Below are 19,827 nucleotides of genomic sequence, written 5' to 3' on the forward strand. Positions count from 1 at the left end.
CGATTGTTGACACTCATGTTTAGGCGTGCATATAATAGGGGTAACCAAACATATGAATGAGTGCTCATATATTGAATACAATTGAAATATAACATCGTTTTTGTACTGCAAAGGGGAGAATTCACATGGGAACCGGACAGGAACAGGTGAAAAGGGAACTGCTACTTGATGGATTGGATTGTGCGAACTGCGCATTAAAGATCGAGAATGGCGTCAAAAAAATTAAGGGCATTAACGAATGCTCTGTCAATTTTGTTACCAAAACATTATCGCTACACACCACTTCCGACATGGATGAACAGGTAGTGGAAGAAGCAAAGCGCAAAGTGCTTCGGCTGGAGCCGCATATTCGCATTTCGGAAAAAGGAAAACACGTGAACGGACATGTGCACACCCATACAGGGAGTGCAGCTGGTGCGCATAACCACAGTCATGACCATGTCGGACATAATCATGGACACTCACATAACAAACACTCGCATACTCAAGATCATGGACATTCGCAGGGCCACGCACATGGTCATGTGCATGAGCACGGAGGTCATGCTGGACATGATCACATCCATACCCATGATGATACCCATGCAGGCCACTCGCATGAACATGGTGCAGGACAGACAAAAGTGTTGCTTGCTCGTCTTGCTGCAGGTTCTGTGCTGCTCGCAGCTGCAATCTGGTCGCCGCTGGAGGGCTGGGCACAGTTTACTCTATATGCGCTTGCTTATCTGATTGCCGGGGGAGATATCGTGCTCCAGGCATCCAAAAACATCATCCGCGGTCAGGTGTTCGATGAATACTTCCTGATGTCCGTCGCTACCTTGGGTGCTTTTGCCATTGGAGAGTATCCGGAAGGGGTAGCGGTTATGCTGTTCTATCAGCTCGGGGAGCTGTTTCAGGGCATGGCGGTTAATCGGTCACGTAAGTCGATTCAGTCACTGATGGACATTCGCCCGGACTATGCGAATATCCTGACGGGTTCGGGTGAAGAGACCCGACGGGTTTCTCCAGAAGACGTACGGATTGGTGATCGAATTGTAGTGAAAGCGGGCGAGCGAGTACCGCTGGACGGTATCGTAAGAATTGGGCGTTCCATGGTGGACACTTCTGCTCTGACAGGGGAATCGGTACCTCGTGAGCTGGAGCCCGGAAGTGATGTACTGAGTGGATTTGTGAACAAAAATGGTATGTTGACGATTGAAGTTACCAAAACGTTTGGTGAATCAACGGTATCCAAGATTTTGGACCTGGTGCAGAACGCGAGCAGCCGGAAAGCGAAAACAGAACATTTTATTAGTAAATTCGCTCGTTATTACACACCGGTTGTTGTTATCCTTGCAGCCTTGATTGCATTTGTTCCCCCATTGATACTTAGTGGTGCAACATTTGCTGACTGGATCTATCGTGCATTGGTCTTCCTGGTTATCTCATGCCCTTGTGCGCTCGTGGTCTCTATTCCACTTGGTTTCTTTGGTGGTATCGGAGCAGCTTCACGTAACGGGATTCTTGTCAAAGGCAGTAACTACCTTGAAGCGTTGAACGATGTGAAAGTTGTTGTTTTTGATAAAACGGGTACACTAACCAAAGGTGTATTCAAAGTAACAGCCATTCGTCCCGAAGGTGGACGCACGGAAGAAGAACTGATGGAGCTTGCAGCCATTGCCGAAGCCAATTCCAATCATCCGATTGCTGAATCCATTCGCGTAGCTTGGGCCAAAGCCATTCCCACGCAAGGTGTTGAAGGTTATGACGAAGTTGCCGGACATGGGATTAAGGTGAGCGTCGATGGTCGGGAAGTGCTGGCAGGCAACGCCAAATTAATGAAGCAGGCGGGTATATCCTATACCACACCAGAGACGGCTGGAACGATAGTCCACGTGGCTGAAGCTGGCACATATGTTGGTCATCTGATCATTGCCGATGAAGTGAAGGATGACGCAGCCGCGGCCATCCAGGCGCTGAAGAAACTCGGCATCCGCAAAACGGTCATGCTGACAGGTGATGCTAAAGCCGTAGGTGAAGCGGTAGGACGTGAGCTGGGTGTGGATGAGGTCTACGCTGAATTGTTACCACAGGACAAAGTCGAGCGACTGGAACAACTGGAAGCTGCCAAATCTCCGAAGGAGAAAATGGTGTTTGTCGGTGACGGTATCAACGATACACCTGTGCTGGCACGCGCCGATGTGGGTGTGGCCATGGGTGGACTTGGTTCAGATGCCGCGATTGAAGCGGCAGATGTGGTCATCATGACCGATGAACCGTCGAAACTAGCGAGTGCAATCCGCATTGCTAAGCGTACACGAATGATTGTGTGGCAAAATATCGCGTTTGCTCTGGGAGTTAAAGCGATCTTCCTGTTACTCGGTGTGTTTGGCGTAGCTACCATGTGGGAAGCGGTATTCTCGGATGTCGGTGTCACGGTGCTAGCTGTCCTGAACGCCATGCGTGTACTTCGTGTGAAGAATATCTAAGTTTACGAAACGATCCAGGCGGCTCTTCGTATATACGTAGAGCCGTTTTTATATTTTTATGTAGATAAGTCTAACCAGACATTTACACGAGAACGGAGAGGACAGAGATGACCTGAAGAAGCGAAGCTACCATCGCAGGTTATTCTGTCATCGGAGTGTCAATGTGAGCAGGTCTATGGAAGACAACAGTGAAGGGGAGAACGTTTTGACAGGAGCAGTAGTAGGGATCATCATTGGAGTGTGTTATTTCATTCTGGGGTTGATGGTGTTCAAAAAACCACCGAAAATGATTAACGGAATATATGGTTATCGGACCCCGCGTGCAATGAGTAATCCCGAGTTATGGGACGAAGCGCAAAGTTATAGCGCCAATCTGATGATGCAATTTGGTGTGATTATTACGATATTCGGCATTATCGGTTTCTGGCTTACAGATGTACGAGCTTTGGTTCTGAGTCTGGTTGCTACAGGATTCTATACGTTCAGATTGTTTACCAGAGTTGAAGGCCGGTTGAAGCAAATGCAGCGTGCTCAACAGCAACAGAATGAGCAGAACGTTTAAGGTAAAGTGAATGAATAGTGTACAGAGGAAGACCTGCGTGTGAAGCGGGTCTTTTTTGTATGTACCAATCACGGGGACTAGTTAAGTGGTGAAAGTTCGCTGTTGGGGGAGTTAAGAACCCATAGGCAAAGAGCAAGGGTATCCATCGCGAGTTGGTATCCGTCGATGAAAGTTTCTAAAACAGTAGGAAGCACAGCTAAACTTCGGAAAGGAGGGATTAACGCAAAAGAAGAGTGCGGAACGCGAAGGATATGGTGGAACGTGCAGTCATGTAAAGATAACCGAAACGGACAGCACCAACGTAAACGATTCATAGGAAAGGCTGCTTGAGAAAATGTTAAAGCAAACACGGCGGAATTCTGTTTGAAGCGTAGAAATACCCAGTCCAAAAATGAACTTTGTACAGCCTATTTTCAGTCCTTATGCGAATGAACGCTAATCTAACTTGGCTAACCATGAAGAGGAAGAGAGTAGGGCTTATTAATAATATAAAGTTCCCATTAGTAACATTATCTCAATCAAATAATAATCAAACAGGATTGCATAAAGTATTGTTTATACAAAAAAAGAATTTATTGTATTATTTAGTATTTTTTTATATATAATTTATGTTATTTTGTATTATGTGGATATATAATACATATTAGAAAGGAGCTGATTTATATGGCGGGATGTCCATCAGGTTGGACTTATACTAGTCAATGTAACGATCAATGGTCTTGTAACCTTAATCAAGTGTGCAGCACCGTACCAGTATTAGAATATACTTGGTACAGACACGAGTATCACAGATGCAGAAATAACAAAACAGGAGCAACTGACTGCTATTGGGCAGATAGTCATTATTCACAATGTTGCTAACGTGAATTAAACTAGTAGGGCTTATGCTCCTACTAGTTTTTTTGCTATTTCAACTAAAAACTCTATTAATCCATATTTTTAGGATGTAGAAGTCCCTCTTCATCAGAACTACCCAGCCAACTTGCAATAAGATCTTGGGCGTATTCTAAATCTTCAGAATCAATGTCATAATACCAAGTCGTTCCTCTCATTTTCCCATTACCTTGAAGCATATAATTTTCAAAGTTAGGAGAGGAATCCTTTAAGTAAACAGTTTCTGCTAAGTTCAGAATAAAATCAGAGTCCATATTAGTTGTGAAATTAGAACCAGCAATATCTATTAATTCTGGAATTTTAGAAATGTTTTTCAATTCCAAAGCTTTATCCATCAAAGCGCTGATAAAAATACGTTGACGTTCGGTACGTTTAAAATCAGAATCTTCACGGTAACGGACATAGGCTAAAGCATCTTGACCATAATAAATTGGCTTATGGGGTTCTATTCTTAATTTTTCATGAATAGGATTTTTGTTTTCAATTAATTCAGTTATCGGTAATTTAACTCCACCTATTGCATCAACAATGTCTTTCATCCCATTGAAATTTACAGCAGCATAGTAATTTACTTTATTTTTCAGAAGATTCTCCACGGTATCTATGGTCATTTTTGCTCCACCATGGGCATATGCAGAGTTTATTTTGGATGTTACATCTCTTCCGATAATATCGGTGTAAGTATCCCTAGGAATGGAGAGTAGTAGTATTTTATCCTCTTTAGGCCGTATTACAGAGTATATTATTGTATCTGACCGACTAGGTTCACCTTCACGTTGGTCGATACCAAGCAACAGTAAGGAAAAAGGTTCGCTCACTTCTACTTTAGGACTTTTGCTTTCATATCCCACGGGTTTGTATGATTTATCTAGCGTTTTTTTTACATCTTTCTTTAACACTGTATTAAACCCAAATACAGATAATTCTTTTCTAAATAAATAGGTTGAACCAGCGAGAAGAATAAGTGCTGTAAGAGTCAGTATAGCCCATTTTTTTTTATTAAATTTTTTATGTTTTTTTTGTTTCCTGGATACCATCAATTATGCCACTCCTTTAATAATGAATACAAATGGAAAGCGGGCTCTAGGAGAAAAATATATTTTCTCAAAGAAAACCCCGCTAAATTATAGATGAGAACAATCAAAAGTCAAAAGCAGTTATCATTTTCATAAATGAATTCACATCGTCAAATTCAGTTGTGCTGATTACTTGATGATTTTGATCAGTGTGATAACAGTAGGGCGTGCTAGGAACTTTATACTTCTCTACGAGCTCTTTTTTTGTAATCGCATATATGGTGAAACTCGAATTATAGTAAGTATCAAGTTCTTTGACTTCTTCAACCGTAGCAACGATATATAGGACTAGATTAATCTTTTCTTTATTGTGCTCTGCTGTACTAGCCTTTTGTATGGCTGTGATGACCTCAATACAATCTTGGCAAGTTAAGGATAAAAAAACAACATTGCTTTTTGGCTGACGGTCATGGTGAGGGAACATTTCTCCTGGTCGAAATGACTCTATTACATTTTCGCTTCCGTGTTGAGCATCCTTAAATAGTTGTTTGAACAAGCCCATTATATTCTTCCTCCATTTTTTGACTCTGATATAAGTTGTAATATGTTCCTCTTGAATTCATGAGTTGATGATGTGTACCAACTTCTACTATTCTCCCATTATCCATAACAATAATTCGATCAAAAAGTTTGCATAAATTTAAACGGTGAGTGATAAAAATTAAATTTTTTCTTCGTTCTTCTTGAATATACGTATTAATAAATTTGAATTCTGACTCCGGATCCAACGCGGAAGTGGCTTCATCTAGGATCATAAATTCGCAATCTTTATATAATGCTCGTGCTAAAGCAACCTTTTGCCACTGACCACCTGAAAGTTGTCTAGAACCTTCATATTCGTATCCCAATACAGTATTCAAATCAATATCAGGAATGAGGTTTGAATATGTTCTTTTAATGCTGAGAATCTTTTCAATATTAGGTTTATCAGAAAGAGAGATATTTTCTTTTAATGTAAAAGGGTATTTCATAAAATCCTGAGTTACCATAGAAAAATTGCTAAAATATGAGGTTGAATCTAACAATTTTATATCTATTCCACCAATAAAGACAGTTTGAGCTTCAATATCGTGTAATCCAGCAATAATTTTAGATAAAGTCGATTTTCCAGATCCATTACTGCCTACAATAGAGATTTTTTCTCCACTTTTAATATTTAGATGAATTCCATTAAGAGTTTTAAATTTTTGGTTAGGATACTGGAAGTTAAGGTTTTGTATGGATAAATCTTTTGATCTTATACTTACACTATCTTTACTTTCTATACCTATATTAGAATATTTTCCAAAAAAATCAACCAATTTCTTAGTTGATATATGATATTGCTTAATTTGTCTGTAATAACTTGCAACACCATAGAATGAGGATTCGATCATTGTAATTGCTGCTAAAAGTGAAATGTAATCTCCGAATGATATTATTTTATTCATTAATGCAAAGACTAGAACAGACTGATTTAACAGCAGGCCCAAGTTAGATTGAAGGCCAAGGATGAGTTTTTTTACAGACTCATGTCTTTTGTATTTTAATGTTTGTATAATTTCTTCTCTATACGATTGATCCCAATGGTTCAGTATAAAAGGCTTAGCAGAAAATATCAGTATTTCTTTAATAGCTAATGGTGTTAAGAGGAGGCTTTGAAGGATTGAACGTTTTCTAGAAACTTCTGTAGTTTGTTCGACAAATTGATAATCTTTCACTGCCAATTTAGATTCAGTGAGCAATTTAGGTAAGTTGAGCAATAATATTATAAAGGGAAGAAACCAAATTTTCTGAAATATAACAACGAAATAGAAAGTTATGGAGAATAAAAGACTAACAAATTGTAGAAAAGATAAAGTTAAACCTGATATAGAATCGAATCCATACTTTGCGATGTTCAATTCATTTTGATACTTAGGCGTTTCTACATTTGTAATAGTTTGTGGATTAATTTTATTTAAGAATATGGTGTCCAGATTAAAGCTCATTTGAATACGTACTTTATCTTGAAAGTATGTATTAATGACTTTGATTAAATTCATGCCAATATACACTGAAAAAAGAAGACCCATCCATAGAACAACTTGTTGGGAATTAATTGAATTACTTACTAACGTATCTGTTAAATGTTTTGTTACTTCTATCTGACTTGTAGAAAGCAATGCAGTTAACAAGCCTAACACAAGAATTGTCACGTACAATCTCCAAGAATTATGATGGATTTCTTTTTTTAATAAATTAAACTTCATAATCTACCTCATAATTTCCAATTGCAAAGGTTCTATCAGATCCTGAAATGAATTCATATCTTGAACAGAATGTGTAGTGACAATTTTCATATTACAATCAATTGCGAAACCAACAGGTAAAAATCTCATTTTCAAGTATTTATTCATGATATGAGGTGGAACTAAATAGAATTGAGCCCTTTCTTTAAAGTGATTGATTAACATTCCGATGCTAGATGGATCGGAGTCTAAAAGAACTACGATATTTAGATCATGATTCTTCTCAGTATACTTATCAATAACTTCTAATGTTTGTTCACACAAGTCGCAATGAGTGCTTGCTAAAAATAGTATTAAATGATCTTCAATTAAGTCATGTAAGTTGGTGTGGTCAGAGAGAGGCATGTTTGGTAAAAAATCATCAATTTTGAGAATATCTAAGTCATATTTTTTCAAGAATTCAGGCTTTTCCATTTAATATCGCTCCTAAGTTTTTAATTATCATCATAAGGAGAAACCAAACATTCTTACATAAATAAGCCCTAAATTTTATATAATATTAATTATTTTGTTGAAAATATAGACTTTATTGTTAATTATGTGTTAATTATTATATATTGATAGAGTATAAACCAGGATTTAGTATATAGCTTCATAATATATGCTAGTACTGATTCCTAAACTTAATCTCTTTGTATGAATTAAAGATAAATATAAAATTTAATTTTTATCCATAAGATAAACAATGTCATCATTGCTGCCTTTCTCTCTTCAAACAAAGAATTGCAGAATCCGCACAGAGTGTCGTGACTACAATCAAAGGAGGGATTTTATTGTCGACACTTATATGGAAGGATTATTCAGTTATATACACCGCACAAATTAACACACTACTATTAGAGACGGGAGGATTCATTATTGTTTCTGATGTTCATTCGTTTCTAAGTGTTGATCAGAACTACATTAGGTGCATCATCCTTGATTGTCCAAATTTCTCAATTAATGATTTCATTTTTCTAAGAAGAAAAGTGAAACAAGGTATAGATATAATTGTTATTGATCAAGACTGGAATAAGGAATTACATAATTTCTTGAAGAATCAGCGTTACCAATTAAAAAAAAGAGAAGCTGCATTTAATGAATTTAATTCTTCATCGTTTTGTTGTGAAGAAATGATTCAAATAAACAAAATGAATAGATCAGTGATTATTCAAGGAAACATCGAAGTTGAAATGACTAAAAAGGAATTTAATCTATTTTATTTTCTATTTGAAAATAAAGGACAGATTATTAATACAGAGGAAATAATAAAAAGAGTTTGGTCAGGGCTAACTTCCGAAGCAAATGTATACATGACTATTCAAAAGATCAGAAACAAGGTCGAAATCAATCCTAAGTCTCCTGAACTATTAGTCACTAAAAAAGGAGGGGGATACATTTTTAATTATCCAAATCAAATTTAGGATAAATTTATAGATTTATACAATTGTTTTTTTATAAACTTATGAATGTAAATGACAGAATAAATGAGAGGAGGTAATAGAATGGCATGTCCTTCTGGATGGACTCGTATTGGAACATGTACTGACTATTCTTGTAGTACATCTTCTTGTGACAATCCCGCTTATGCTGGATTTGTAATCCAATATAAGCATACTTATGACCGTTGCTCTCAAAGTGGAACAACGAAATGCTACTATGTGACTAGTACTTTTGAAGATTGCGAGTGTAGATAATAAAAATTAAGAAAGAACGCCTGCAATATACCGCAGGTGTTCTTTAATTACTAGGATTTTTGGAATGCATGTAAAGCTAATGACTATGTACCAACCGAGAAATGGAGTTCATATGAAAATTTTATTGTGGACCGATAACCTAAGTTTCCTAGCATATGTACAATCATTATTTAATGGAGCGTCTATTATTACTGTTAGTAGCAAAGATGATTTGCAAAAAATTCATTTAGGTGAAATAGAGAAAATAATTCTTCATTTATCAATGGTTAGGAAAGAACATGAATTGCAATATTTAATAAATTTATACTTAGGGGCTATAGCGGATATTTATCTGTATTATGATTCGACTAATTGTGTTGATAAGACATTTAGAATTCTTGGTAAAATTGGAATAAATGTTCAAAAAAATGTTTTGCTGAATACAAAAAAAAGTATTTATGCTTCAAAATTACATTTAGATTTTGACAGAAAAGCTGTCTTAAAAAATAATAAATGTATTGATTTAAGTTCTAGGGAATATCAAGTTCTTCAATTTCTCATTAATCATTGTAATAGTGTTGTTTATACAACCGAACTCTTGAAATCTGTTTGGAAAGGCTTTGGTTGTGAAGCTAATGTTTATATGACTATACAAAAAATAAGAAAAAAAATAGAGGAAAATCCAAAAAAACCTAAATATTTATTAACCAGAAATGGTGGCGGTTATATTCTGAAATTATAAAAATTGAAATAAAGGAAGGATTAATCATGAATTTACCATTTAAAAAAATGAATTATAGACCCTCAGTACTTCAAGTTGGTGAACTGCTGCCTAATGTACTAATTCATGAGAAAACAACATATCTATATGACTTTATTAAAGATGAGTATCTAATGATACTATTATTAAGTGTGTCTTGTAGATCTTGTGAGAGTGCACTCGAGTCTTTGGTTGAATTCAGTAAAGAACATACAGATGCTAACGTCCTTATTTTAATTGATGCTCCAGAACGAGAGAAAGAACTTTTAGAAACCATTTTCAAAAGTTATCAAATCTGTTCCTTCAGCTCAGAAGCAATGAAAGAACAACTTAATACAGGTACCATACCATGGTTATACAGTATTGATAAAGAAGGCTTTATCATAAAAAGCTACGTTTGTGGTCTGGATTATTACAATTTAGCAATACCACCATACTTTGATTATTCATAAACGTAAGGCCTACTTACTGTAACAACGCTCAGTTAATTGGAGTGTTAGTAGAAACAGCTATCTTCATACAATCGTAATACGTATGCTAACAGTAGAGTTTTCCTCTGATTAGCGAAGATTTTTATGATTAGACGCAAAGGCGACTGAATTTCAAGATAAATTGTTTTTTGAAATTTTTCACGTTACAAAATAGAGAATTTTTATGGTGGAACCTAAAATGTATGTTTGTCTTTCGATCTGATTACAGGAGGTCATAATGGGATTAACATTGATTCTTATAGATTATTTTTTTTCTTTTATCTTTTTCGTTTCCTTTTATTTCAAAGCAAGAAATATTTTTAACTTTTCATATGAAATCAAGAGTTACAACATTGTTCCGTCATCTTTAGCTCAAGTGGCTGCTGTCACTGTAATTATATTGGAGTTCCTGTTAGCAATCCTATATGCATTTCACGTTCTTAATCCATATAAAGAAGTTGCAACAATATGTTTATTCATATTTTTCACAATTATTACTTACAGGAAGAAACGTGAAAGCGGAATAGAATCATGTAATTGTTTTGGGAAAGTGAGCTTTCTAAATAAAAACCCAATTTTGCGAAATATATTTTTTATTGTTCTATCGTTAGTTCAAATCATTATTTCAAATCAACAAAGAGACATCAGACATTCACTATATTTATTATTGGCGTACAGTATTTTTATTGTGATTTTTGATATTTGGGATACTTTGAAAAAAATCAAGAAACTGGGGCCAAGTTTATGAAAATTCTAATAATAGGTATTGTTCTAGTTGCATTAATTATTGTTTTGATTTTGATTAATCAAAACTTAAAAGATATGCAGAAGGCGTTATTGTCCAAATGTGTTTCTCAACTTAACCTAAGTAGTACTGATTCTTATAACTTCATTTTTTTAAACTATCGAGCGCAGGAATTCCAAAGTATTGAAGAAAAGTTGGCTATTGGAACATTTCAAAACACAATAGTTATCTTTGATGGTCCTGAATGGTTATTTAAAACAAAACAGAAAAAATTTAAACATATTAATTTATTACATGCCTCTACTGTTATGGTTGAACCGTCAATCTATAAAACTAACGTTGCTTACATTCTAAATGGAAGAAAATTAAAAATAATTGAAAATGCAAATAATTACTTATAAAAGATTTAGATATTATTTATTTCCAAATCTTAAATGTGGAATATAATAGGAATATCCCTAGTATAAGTTTTATATTATTATGATTGGAATACAGGGATATCGTTTCTTTGAATTAATTAAACTATTATTAAGAGGAGGAAATAGAATGGCTGGGTGTCCGAGTGGTTGGTCTTATGTAGGGAAATGTAACCAAAATAGAACATGTGAAGACGGTTGTGATATCTGGGGAATAGGGTATGTTCATAATTATGACCGCTGCAAGAATTCATCCGGAACTACAAATTGTTTTTATGTGAGTTCAGATTATGAAGGCTGTGACTGTAAACATCCTTAAGTCTAGTTTACAAGTTTCGTCGAAATGATCGTTATAAGAGTAGTAGGAGACCTTTTCATCAAGATATAAATCATCTAAATTCTCTTCTCAAGTCAAGTTCTTTTCGAAAGTAAAGGACTTGACTTGCTCTTTGAATCATATAGTAAGTTTCGTCATTTGGAAGTACTACTGATTCCGTCCTTATCTGTTCCATATGTAAATACATACGAATGAGTGTTACAGATTTATAAAGAGTAGTCTATGTTAGAAGATAAATCGTATGGGGCAGTTTTGGGAAGTATGAACAATAGTTAAAAAGCTTTTTGTTATCTAATTATATATTTAAATTATTGAAAGATGAGTAGGAGGTTTAACTATAGAATATTATTATGAAAATTATAGAAATAATTGAAGTTCTCTCGATAAGCGACGAACCTTTTTGTGATTCACCACGAAGCCTTCCTTTCCTAACGCGTTTCGCATACGTCAGTAGCCAGAATAAGGACGAAGCTGGTGAATACCTAAAAAAATATGTGCTTTTATATGTGCATCCCAATCTACTTGTTTTTCTCTTAGGACAACACTCTTCATCCGTTTGTAGTGACCTGCGCGATGAATTTAAGCAATTTTACACACCCAACCACAGTGCCCACTTGTTTATTCCTTGAACGGGCTGGCATTGGGCTTCAAAATCCAGCTTCCCTCTCCGTGCAAATTCGTGTTGAGCTTTTTAGAAATATTCTACCTGCGCTTTCAGATAAGCCGTTTCTTCTTCTGCACTAAAAAGGTTCTTCGTCCAACGTCCACGATAGTTCTCAGAACCCTCTCTGTTTTGGTTATTGCGAACCTAACCTCAGAAAATCTGATTCATATTCTTTTCTGTGTATTTACTGACAACTCAAGACGTAAATTTAAATACGGCCATATGCTGAACAACACGTAGGGTGTTGTGAGAGGTCGGCTATTCAACGAATGGGTAACCTCCTATTCAATTGAAGATAGAGAAGCGAAGAGGATGTTAAACTTGCTAAGACTTCATAACTGAAATCTAACGTTGACGTTAACGTTAATAATATATATAATTATGTACATAACATTGTAGACATATAAAAAGAAGTAGAGGTGAGGGAAATGAGTTTATATAAAATTGACGACGTAGCCAAGGAGTGCGGTTTGACCAAGCGAACCATTCGGTATTATGAAGAGATTGGTGTCATGCCTTCACCTAAGCGGACAGATGGCGGTACGCGGTTGTACACTCGGGAGGATATCGATTATCTGAAAAAGGTGGTTCGCGCCAAAGAGGTACTTGGATTCTCCCTTCAGGAGTTACATACCTATGTGGCAACAGCAGATGCCTTGAACGAACAACGTTTTGACTACCAGCAGACGACCGAAGTAAGAGAACGGATCGAGAAGCTTACCGCGATGGAAACAACGCTGGATGGTCAGCTGCAACTGATTGAGCAGAAACTTCAGAGCATACTTGCCGTACAGACTGAACTGGAAGAGCTGCGTGAACGCGTTCGGAGCGGTATTCAGAAGTTACAGGCACATGATCCGCAGGGTGATGAAGACGGCTAACCGAATTAGCATCTAAAGTTTAATAAACAAAACTGTATACACATAATCGCTACATGGAGTGAGCACCATAGTACCTGTGGCGATCCTGTACAAACACCGGATGTTTCGGTGTCATTTGTGCCGTTTTGTTACCTCTAATTCTGAAAATGTATAGAATGTTTTCATTATTTTCACGGTCGTTTTCAAATATAAAGCTTAACCACATAAATTATTCACAGGAGGAATTACGTATGAAAAGAGAGCCATCATTACCGGATGAATTGCCGTCATCACGTGGGGGCCTGTTATCCCAGCCGCGAGCAGTATGGGCGGTTGCCTTTGCATGTATCATATCCTTTATGGGTCTGGGTCTGGTTGACCCGATCCTGCCCGCGATTGCAGATCAGCTACATGCTTCGAAAAGCCAGGTGTCGCTGCTATTTACCAGTTATAACGCTGTAACCGGTGTAGCGATGCTGATTACGGGTGTCGTATCCAGCCGGATTGGTGTGAAGTGGACGCTGCTCAGCGGCATATTGTTGATTATTATCTTCTCATTCCTCGGCGGTACCTCAGACACGGTAGGTGCACTGGTCGGTTACCGTGGCGGTTGGGGACTAGGGAATGCCTTGTTCATCGCAACGGCGTTATCTGCCATTGTGGGACTGTCCACGTCAGGGACAGCCAAGGCAATTATTTTGTACGAAGCAGCGCTTGGTCTCGGGATTGCGGTTGGACCGCTGCTTGGTGGTGAGCTAGGTTCCATCTCTTGGCGTGGCCCGTTTTATGGGGTGGCTGTTCTGATGGCGATTGCCTTTATAAGCATTACATTTATGTTGCCCAAGATGGCCAAACCGAAAACACGCAGTTCTTTGTCCGATCCGTTTAAAGCATTAAGTTATCCTTCACTGAAAACATTGGCGATTACCGCCTTCCTGTATAACTTTGGTTTCTTTACCTTGATGGCTTATTCACCATATGTCATGAATCTGGATGAGCACGGCTTGGGTTATGTATTCTTTGGCTGGGGACTGATGCTGGCGATTACGTCGGTATTCGTGGCACCAAGATTACAACGCCGATTCGGATCGGTTCCGTCCATGAGTGTCATGCTTACATTGTTCGCGATTGATCTGGTTGTTATGGCAGTAGGTACGGTGATGGGTTCACCAACTACCGTAATTGTTGCAGTCATTGTAGCGGGGATTTTCCTTGGGATTAACAACACATTGATTACAACGGCTGTTATGGAAGCTGCACCTGTGGAGCGTTCTGTTGCTTCTGCTGCATACAGCTTCGTTCGTTTCCTGGGTGGTGCACTTGCTCCATGGCTTGCGGGTAAATTGTCCGAGTGGTTCCTGCCAGAAACACCATTTTATTTTGGCGCATTAATGGTACTGATTGGAGTCGTGGTACTGCTGGTACGCCGTCATCATCTGCGGGATATCGATTCCGCCATTACATCTCATTAATTCACAGGAGGAATTGCAATGCTGAAACGTATATTGGTTGCTGTTGATGGTTCGGATCATGCGCATAAGGCTTTGGAGCAAGCACTGATCCTAGCTGAAAATATGAAACAACCCGCAAGTCTGTTGATCGTGCATGTGAATCCGGCTATCTCTATCAATGAACCTGCATTGGGTGTTGATCTGGAAGCTCGGATTGCCGAAGAAGGGCAACATATTATAGAACCGGTGACTAATCAGTTGTCTGGACGGGACGTTGCGTATGAAACACTGCTGATTGCAGGTGATCCCGTTAATGAGATCTGCCGTGTGGCGCGTAAACGAGATTGTGGAATGATTGTGATGGGTACAGGCGGGAAAGGCATGCTCGCAGAGATGATTGTGGGCAGTGTCAGTCATGGCGTGTTAAAACATGCAGAATGCCCCGTCCTGACGGTTAAATAGGTTGTGAAATCCCTTTATAATGCAATAGCTCAAGATCGCCACAATGGCTCATCAGGTACGTTACAAGCTATGATTGCCGAATACCGTAGTGGGTTGATGGCACGGAAATAGTGTATAAATAGATTAAGTTCAATAGGTTCTAAAAGGATGGAGGATGCAGCATATGAAAAAACAACATCTGTTTATCGGTGGCAAACCCACCGAATCCGTAGATTATAAAACACTTCAAGCACCATACTCCGGGGAAACGCTCGCAGAAGTCTCGTCGGCTTCAGCCGAGGAAGCGGAGGCTGCTATTGCAGCTGCCGTTCAGGCTGGGAAGGCAATGCGCCAGATGCCTGCACATCAGCGTGCAGATATTCTGTACAAGTTGTCCTTCATGCTCGAAGAACGCAAGGAAGAAGCAGCGCGAATCATAGCGCTTGAAGCGGCGAAGCCGATTACCGCAGCACTGGCAGAGGTTGACCGGACGGTGGAAACGTATCGTTTTGCCGCCGAAGAAGCCAAACGACTGACTGGAGAGACGGTTCCGATGGATGCAGCCAAAGGTGGAGAAGGACGTATCGGTTATACGATGCGGCAACCTCTAGGTGTCATCGGTGCGATTACGCCGTTTAATTTTCCAATGAATCTGGTAGCCCACAAGGTAGGTCCAGCGCTGGCAGCGGGCAATACGATCGTACTCAAACCTGCGGAACAGACGCCTCTGTCTTCCTATTACATCGCTAATCTGCTTCAGGAAGCCGGACTGCCGGATGGTGCACTGAACGTGGTGAGTGGTGATGGCAAAACCATTGGTGATGTGCTTGTGGAGCACCCCCGTGTTGCTCATATTACGTTTACAGGCAGTCCAGCGGTAGGGACGAGCATTCGTAGCAAAGCAGGACTAAAACGCGTGACATTGGAGCTAGGGTCGAATGCAGCGGTGATTGTGGATAAGGACGCAGATCTGGACAAAGTGGTTCCTCGATGTGTGACCGGTGCTTTCACGTATCAGGGACAGGTATGTATCTCGCTACAGCGAATCTACGTACAGCGTGACATCTCGGAAGAATTCATCCGGCGTTTCGCTGAAGCGGCTAAACAAGTGGTGGTCGGAGACCCGCTGAGCCCGGATACGGTGGTCTCTGCGCTGATTACCTCCAAGGATGTACAGCGTACACTCGACTGGATTGAAGAAGCCAAACAGGCAGGGGCTGAGGTGGCAGCAGGCGGTCAAGCTGAAGGAGGCATTCTTCGTCCAACGGTATTGATTAACGTTCCGCGTGATGCCAAGGTATCCTGTCAGGAAGTGTTTGCACCCATCGTTGTGATCAATACGGTAGATTCCGTTGAAGAGGGTATTGAACATGTTAACGATTCGATATACGGGCTTCAGGCAGGCGTATTTACAAACGATATCCATACCGCCCTCCAAGCTGTCGATCAGATTGAAGCAGGCGGAGTTATGATTAATGATATTCCGACGTTCCGAGTGGATCACATGCCCTATGGTGGGGTGAAACAGAGTGGTATCGGACGTGAAGGTGTAAAATATGCTGTAGAGGAAATGACGGAATTGAAATTTGTTATGTTTAACAAAGGGTGATTCTCTTCCATTATTTTACTCAATATACCGTATGCCAATGAAAACATAACCACACACTCCTGTGCGAGAATAATGGCACAGGTTTTTTTATATGAAGATCATGGAAAAAGTTTTCAAAAAATACATGCGGATTCTTCGCCGACTGCGGGTTCACATCTGATGAGACGGGTATAACATAGTTAACATACCGCAACATAACTGACCAAACGCCGCTCATATCACTGAAGCATGATGTACCCATCCAGAGCACGAGCGGAATGAAGCGGTACAGCATTGCCGAAAGTCTTATATTCTCTCATTATTCAAATAAAATGCAGTATGAATTAAGCCTGAACTCTGGAGTTGCAGGACAGGCAGGAGGTGTATTCAAATGGCATATTCCATGGTTGACGTATCGGGAATGTCAGGCGTAAGTCTGAACGAGCTGAGCCAGTATGCGGAGACAGGTCTTCTGAATCCGGCATTTGGGGATGTAGATGAGGACATCTATTATGAAAAACAGGAATTGTTGAGACTCCAGCAAATCCTTTTCTGTAAGGAAGTAGGTATGAAGGAGAATGAGATTGCCCCGATGCTCCGGGATAATCCTCAGGATGTCATACGCATCATGAAGCAGCATCGCATTGATATTCTGGAGAAGGCATTGCGTCTGCATGGATTGATTCAGACACTGGACAAAACGATCTCTCATTTGCAAGGTGAACAGGAAATTGATGAACATGATCTTTATATCGGTTTTGTAAATAAGGGGCGTCACCAGTTGCTGAATGAATCGGGTTCTGAAGCTGTAGTCACTAATAATATGAACCATGTGCAGACAGACGGTGCTCAGAGGTCCGACATCCAATCTTCCAATTCATCCACATTACCTGAAAATCAGGAGTTGAAGTCAAAAGAAGATTATCTGGATTCCCAGGCGAAAATTGATCAAGTTCATCTGGACTTGCAACAGGCCATTGAGGACGGATTGGAGCCCGGTAGTGCAAAAGTACAACAGATTATTGGCAGGCATCTTGAATGGATCAAAGGTTATTATACACCCACCGCTGAGATCTATCGGGATTTGGCCAATCTGTATGTAGAGCATAAAAATTTCCGTCAGATGTATGATGGTTACCACCCGAGGCTGGCTGAATTCCTGCGGGATGGGATGATGATTAAAGCGGAACATGAATTATCCTAGATGCATAAAGTAACATGGGCGAGCAAGAACATGGGTGTGAATCATAATGGATAACAAAGAGCGCAGACCTCTGAGAGGACTGCGCTCTTTGTTATTACTGGTTCTTCATCATCGTGTGTGATGAGACTCCGATCACCTTATTCATCATTTCCTAAAGGGGTATGGTTGCTTCCAACTGCTCTGTGAGCAGGCTTACGGCTTTCTCCAGGAAGACGCGGTCTTCGTCGTCAAAACGGTTTTTGATCGGGCTGTCGATATCCAGCACCCCGTACAGCTCGCCGTTTTTGATAATCGGTACGACAATCTCACTGTTCGATGCTGCATCGCAGGCAATGTGGCCTGGGAAGGCATGAACATCATCAACGACCATGGTACGTTTTTCGGCAGCAGATGTGCCGCATACACCACGTCCCAATGGAATTCGGATACAGGCAGGCAGTCCTTGGAATGGCCCGAGGACCAGTTCTTTTCCATCATACAGATAGAAGCCGACCCAATTGGTGTCGGTCATAAATACATTGAGCAGCGCAGCAGCGTTCGCCAGATTGGCAATCGCACTAGGTTCATCGCGGATCAGAGCACTTAACTGTCCCAGGACGGCGGTGTGCTGCTCACTTCGTGTTCCTTCATAGGAAACAGCTTGAAACATGGTAAATCACCCTCCCGAGCAAAATGGTACTTATTTTCAAGATAGTGCAGAGGATGCGGTTAGTCAAGCGGAGGATTTCGGAAAGGGAAGGGAATACCTGAAGAATCCTCCTGTTTCTCAGCTTCTTACGTGGGGTAATTACTTAGCAACCACGGAGGGCTATAACCCGGGAAGGAGCTTGGCTTATGCATGCAGAGGTACAGAATCTTTTTGTACGGATTCATCTACTACATTTCGCGCAAAATCAGGATTTGAACGTTAGCGAGGCACTACCCCTATTGGAAGAACGGGGATATCGCGTTGGAGAGCGGGAGATCAAGCAGGAGCTTGAACACCTGACACAGGAGAACTTCCTGACCGCCCACGGGGACCAATGGAGCCTGACCGGGACTGGCATCGAAGAATTCAAGGAAATCACGGCTGTGTTTGGCCGGGTTAGCGATGAATTACTGGGGAAGGGCAAGAAAACGTCCAAAGCTTAAAATTTATTTGGACAAGGCATGATTCCGTAATTCACTCAAACTTGAATGGATCCATACGTACAACAAGACCGGGAGCGAAATTGGCCCGGTTTTTTGACGTATGTGCATGACTGAACAGTTGCCATTCGGCGCAGGTTATGATTAGATGACTAGTGAATATTATGGTCTGCGGAGATAGATCGGATCGGGGTGTCTTTATATGTATAAATGCAAAGGAAGAATTCCCGAAATGGAGACTGCGCGGCTTCGTCTGCGTAAAATGCGTCGCCGGGATGCGGCCCAGATGTTCGCATGTTGGTCAGATCGCGAGGTGACCCGTTACATGAATCTTGCACCCATGATTGGGACAAGCGAAGCGGCGGACATGATTGGACTGCTCAACCAAATGGCAGGAGAAGAGGATGCGATCCGCTGGGGGATCGAACTTAAAGAAACAGGCAAGCTCATCGGTAGCTGTGGCTTTAACACATGGCAGCTTGAAGGCGCATTCCGGGGTGAGATCGGTTATGAGCTGGGACGTAATTATTGGCGCCATGGTTATATGACGGAGGCTTTCTCCGCATTGCTGCCCTTTGGATATGAGACCATGGGTCTTAATCGAATTGAAGCGCTGGTTGATCCACGTAATCTGGCTTCCGGCGAGTTCCTGACAAACCGCGGTTTCACGCGGGAAGGATTGCTGCGACAGGTGCAACATACGTCCACTGGATACAAGGATATGGTGATGTATTCCATGTTGTATGATGAGTTTCTTCGTAAGAAAGGTAAATAAAAGAGACAATATATAATTGCTTTTAAATTTACACGTAAACGAAGAAACAGAACAAAGCTGGAG

19 protein-coding genes are annotated in these 19,827 nt (G+C 40.1%); 14 read left to right on the forward strand and 5 right to left on the reverse strand.

Translation table 11 applies throughout. From position 1 onward, the window contains the following. The first annotated feature begins 125 nt into the window (after positions 1–125). Positions 126–2,468: a heavy metal translocating P-type ATPase gene (locus tag NSQ20_RS03235; protein WP_340031801.1), complete on the forward strand. Its 2,343-nt coding sequence runs from the start codon at positions 126–128 to the stop codon at positions 2,466–2,468. A 205-nt stretch (positions 2,469–2,673) separates the two neighbouring features. Continuing rightward, on the forward strand, positions 2,674–3,030 hold the full coding sequence (locus NSQ20_RS03240) for an SdpI family protein (RefSeq protein ID WP_076254810.1): 357 nt from the start codon (positions 2,674–2,676) through the stop codon (positions 3,028–3,030). Positions 3,031–3,956: 926 nt separating this feature from the next. Here the strand turns inward: NSQ20_RS03240 and NSQ20_RS03245 are convergent. The 4 genes from NSQ20_RS03245 to NSQ20_RS03260 form a co-directional block, all read right to left on the reverse strand. Continuing rightward, on the reverse strand, positions 3,957–4,961 hold the full coding sequence (locus NSQ20_RS03245) for an LCP family protein (RefSeq protein WP_036614202.1): 1,005 nt from the start codon (positions 4,959–4,961) through the stop codon (positions 3,957–3,959). Positions 4,962–5,064: 103 nt separating this feature from the next. Further along, positions 5,065–5,502: a hypothetical protein gene (locus NSQ20_RS03250; RefSeq protein WP_036614199.1), complete on the reverse strand. Its 438-nt coding sequence runs from the start codon at positions 5,500–5,502 to the stop codon at positions 5,065–5,067. Then, on the reverse strand, positions 5,477–7,177 hold the full coding sequence (locus NSQ20_RS03255; protein WP_340031802.1) for an ABC transporter ATP-binding protein: 1,701 nt from the start codon (positions 7,175–7,177) through the stop codon (positions 5,477–5,479). The genes NSQ20_RS03250 and NSQ20_RS03255 overlap by 26 nt, the downstream gene beginning before the upstream one ends. 57 nt (positions 7,178–7,234) lie before the next feature. Continuing rightward, complete coding sequence (locus NSQ20_RS03260; protein ID WP_036614193.1) at positions 7,235–7,684, reverse strand: hypothetical protein; 450 nt, start codon at positions 7,682–7,684, stop codon at positions 7,235–7,237. A 359-nt stretch (positions 7,685–8,043) separates the two neighbouring features. On the opposite strand from NSQ20_RS03260, the gene NSQ20_RS03265 reads away from it, so the two are divergent. The 10 genes from NSQ20_RS03265 (at position 8,044) to NSQ20_RS03310 (ending at position 17,861) form a co-directional block, all read left to right on the forward strand. Then, positions 8,044–8,673: a winged helix-turn-helix domain-containing protein gene (locus NSQ20_RS03265; RefSeq protein WP_051447352.1), complete on the forward strand. Its 630-nt coding sequence runs from the start codon at positions 8,044–8,046 to the stop codon at positions 8,671–8,673. A gap of 385 nt (positions 8,674–9,058) precedes the next feature. Continuing rightward, positions 9,059–9,667 (forward strand): winged helix-turn-helix domain-containing protein, encoded by a 609-nt coding sequence (locus NSQ20_RS03270; protein ID WP_162158989.1) that lies wholly within the window; start codon positions 9,059–9,061, stop codon positions 9,665–9,667. 26 nt (positions 9,668–9,693) lie between these two features. Continuing rightward, positions 9,694–10,137, forward strand: coding sequence for a hypothetical protein (locus NSQ20_RS03275; protein WP_036614191.1), 444 nt, complete (start codon positions 9,694–9,696; stop codon positions 10,135–10,137). Between the two features lie 256 nt (positions 10,138–10,393). Further along, positions 10,394–10,903: a MauE/DoxX family redox-associated membrane protein gene (locus tag NSQ20_RS03280; protein WP_036614188.1), complete on the forward strand. Its 510-nt coding sequence runs from the start codon at positions 10,394–10,396 to the stop codon at positions 10,901–10,903. Next, complete coding sequence (locus NSQ20_RS03285; protein ID WP_076320219.1) at positions 10,900–11,301, forward strand: hypothetical protein; 402 nt, start codon at positions 10,900–10,902, stop codon at positions 11,299–11,301. Before NSQ20_RS03280 ends, NSQ20_RS03285 begins: the two co-directional genes overlap by 4 nt. A 1,444-nt stretch (positions 11,302–12,745) precedes the next feature. After that, a complete protein-coding gene (locus NSQ20_RS03290) occupies positions 12,746–13,198 on the forward strand; it encodes a MerR family transcriptional regulator (RefSeq protein ID WP_076329968.1) in 453 nt (150 codons plus the stop codon). Between the two features lie 230 nt (positions 13,199–13,428). Then, entirely contained in the window at positions 13,429–14,649 is a 1,221-nt protein-coding gene (locus NSQ20_RS03295) for an MFS transporter (RefSeq protein WP_062837652.1), read from the forward strand. Between the two features lie 18 nt (positions 14,650–14,667). After that, complete coding sequence (locus tag NSQ20_RS03300; RefSeq protein WP_340031804.1) at positions 14,668–15,090, forward strand: universal stress protein; 423 nt, start codon at positions 14,668–14,670, stop codon at positions 15,088–15,090. 163 nt (positions 15,091–15,253) lie between these two features. Then, the gene (locus tag NSQ20_RS03305) at positions 15,254–16,678 is read left to right on the forward strand and encodes an aldehyde dehydrogenase family protein (protein ID WP_340031805.1); all 1,425 of its coding nucleotides are present in this window, start codon (positions 15,254–15,256) and stop codon (positions 16,676–16,678) included. Positions 16,679–17,048: 370 nt separating this feature from the next. Next, on the forward strand, positions 17,049–17,861 hold the full coding sequence (locus NSQ20_RS03310) for a TipAS antibiotic-recognition domain-containing protein (protein WP_340031807.1): 813 nt from the start codon (positions 17,049–17,051) through the stop codon (positions 17,859–17,861). Positions 17,862–18,012: 151 nt separating this feature from the next. Here the strand turns inward: NSQ20_RS03310 and NSQ20_RS03315 are convergent, their stop codons facing one another. Then, entirely contained in the window at positions 18,013–18,510 is a 498-nt protein-coding gene (locus NSQ20_RS03315; protein ID WP_076320214.1) for a GAF domain-containing protein, read from the reverse strand. 185 nt (positions 18,511–18,695) lie between these two features. Here NSQ20_RS03315 and NSQ20_RS03320 point away from each other — a divergent pair, with 185 nt between their 5' ends. Continuing rightward, complete coding sequence (locus tag NSQ20_RS03320) at positions 18,696–18,992, forward strand: hypothetical protein (protein ID WP_076254765.1); 297 nt, start codon at positions 18,696–18,698, stop codon at positions 18,990–18,992. A 199-nt stretch (positions 18,993–19,191) separates the two neighbouring features. Continuing rightward, positions 19,192–19,764 (forward strand): GNAT family protein, encoded by a 573-nt coding sequence (locus tag NSQ20_RS03325; protein WP_340031808.1) that lies wholly within the window; start codon positions 19,192–19,194, stop codon positions 19,762–19,764. The last annotated feature ends 63 nt before the right edge of the window (positions 19,765–19,827 follow it).

It is taken from the genome of Paenibacillus sp. FSL K6-1122, assembly GCF_037977015.1.
GTDB classification, from domain to species: Bacteria; Bacillota; Bacilli; order Paenibacillales; family Paenibacillaceae; genus Paenibacillus; species Paenibacillus amylolyticus.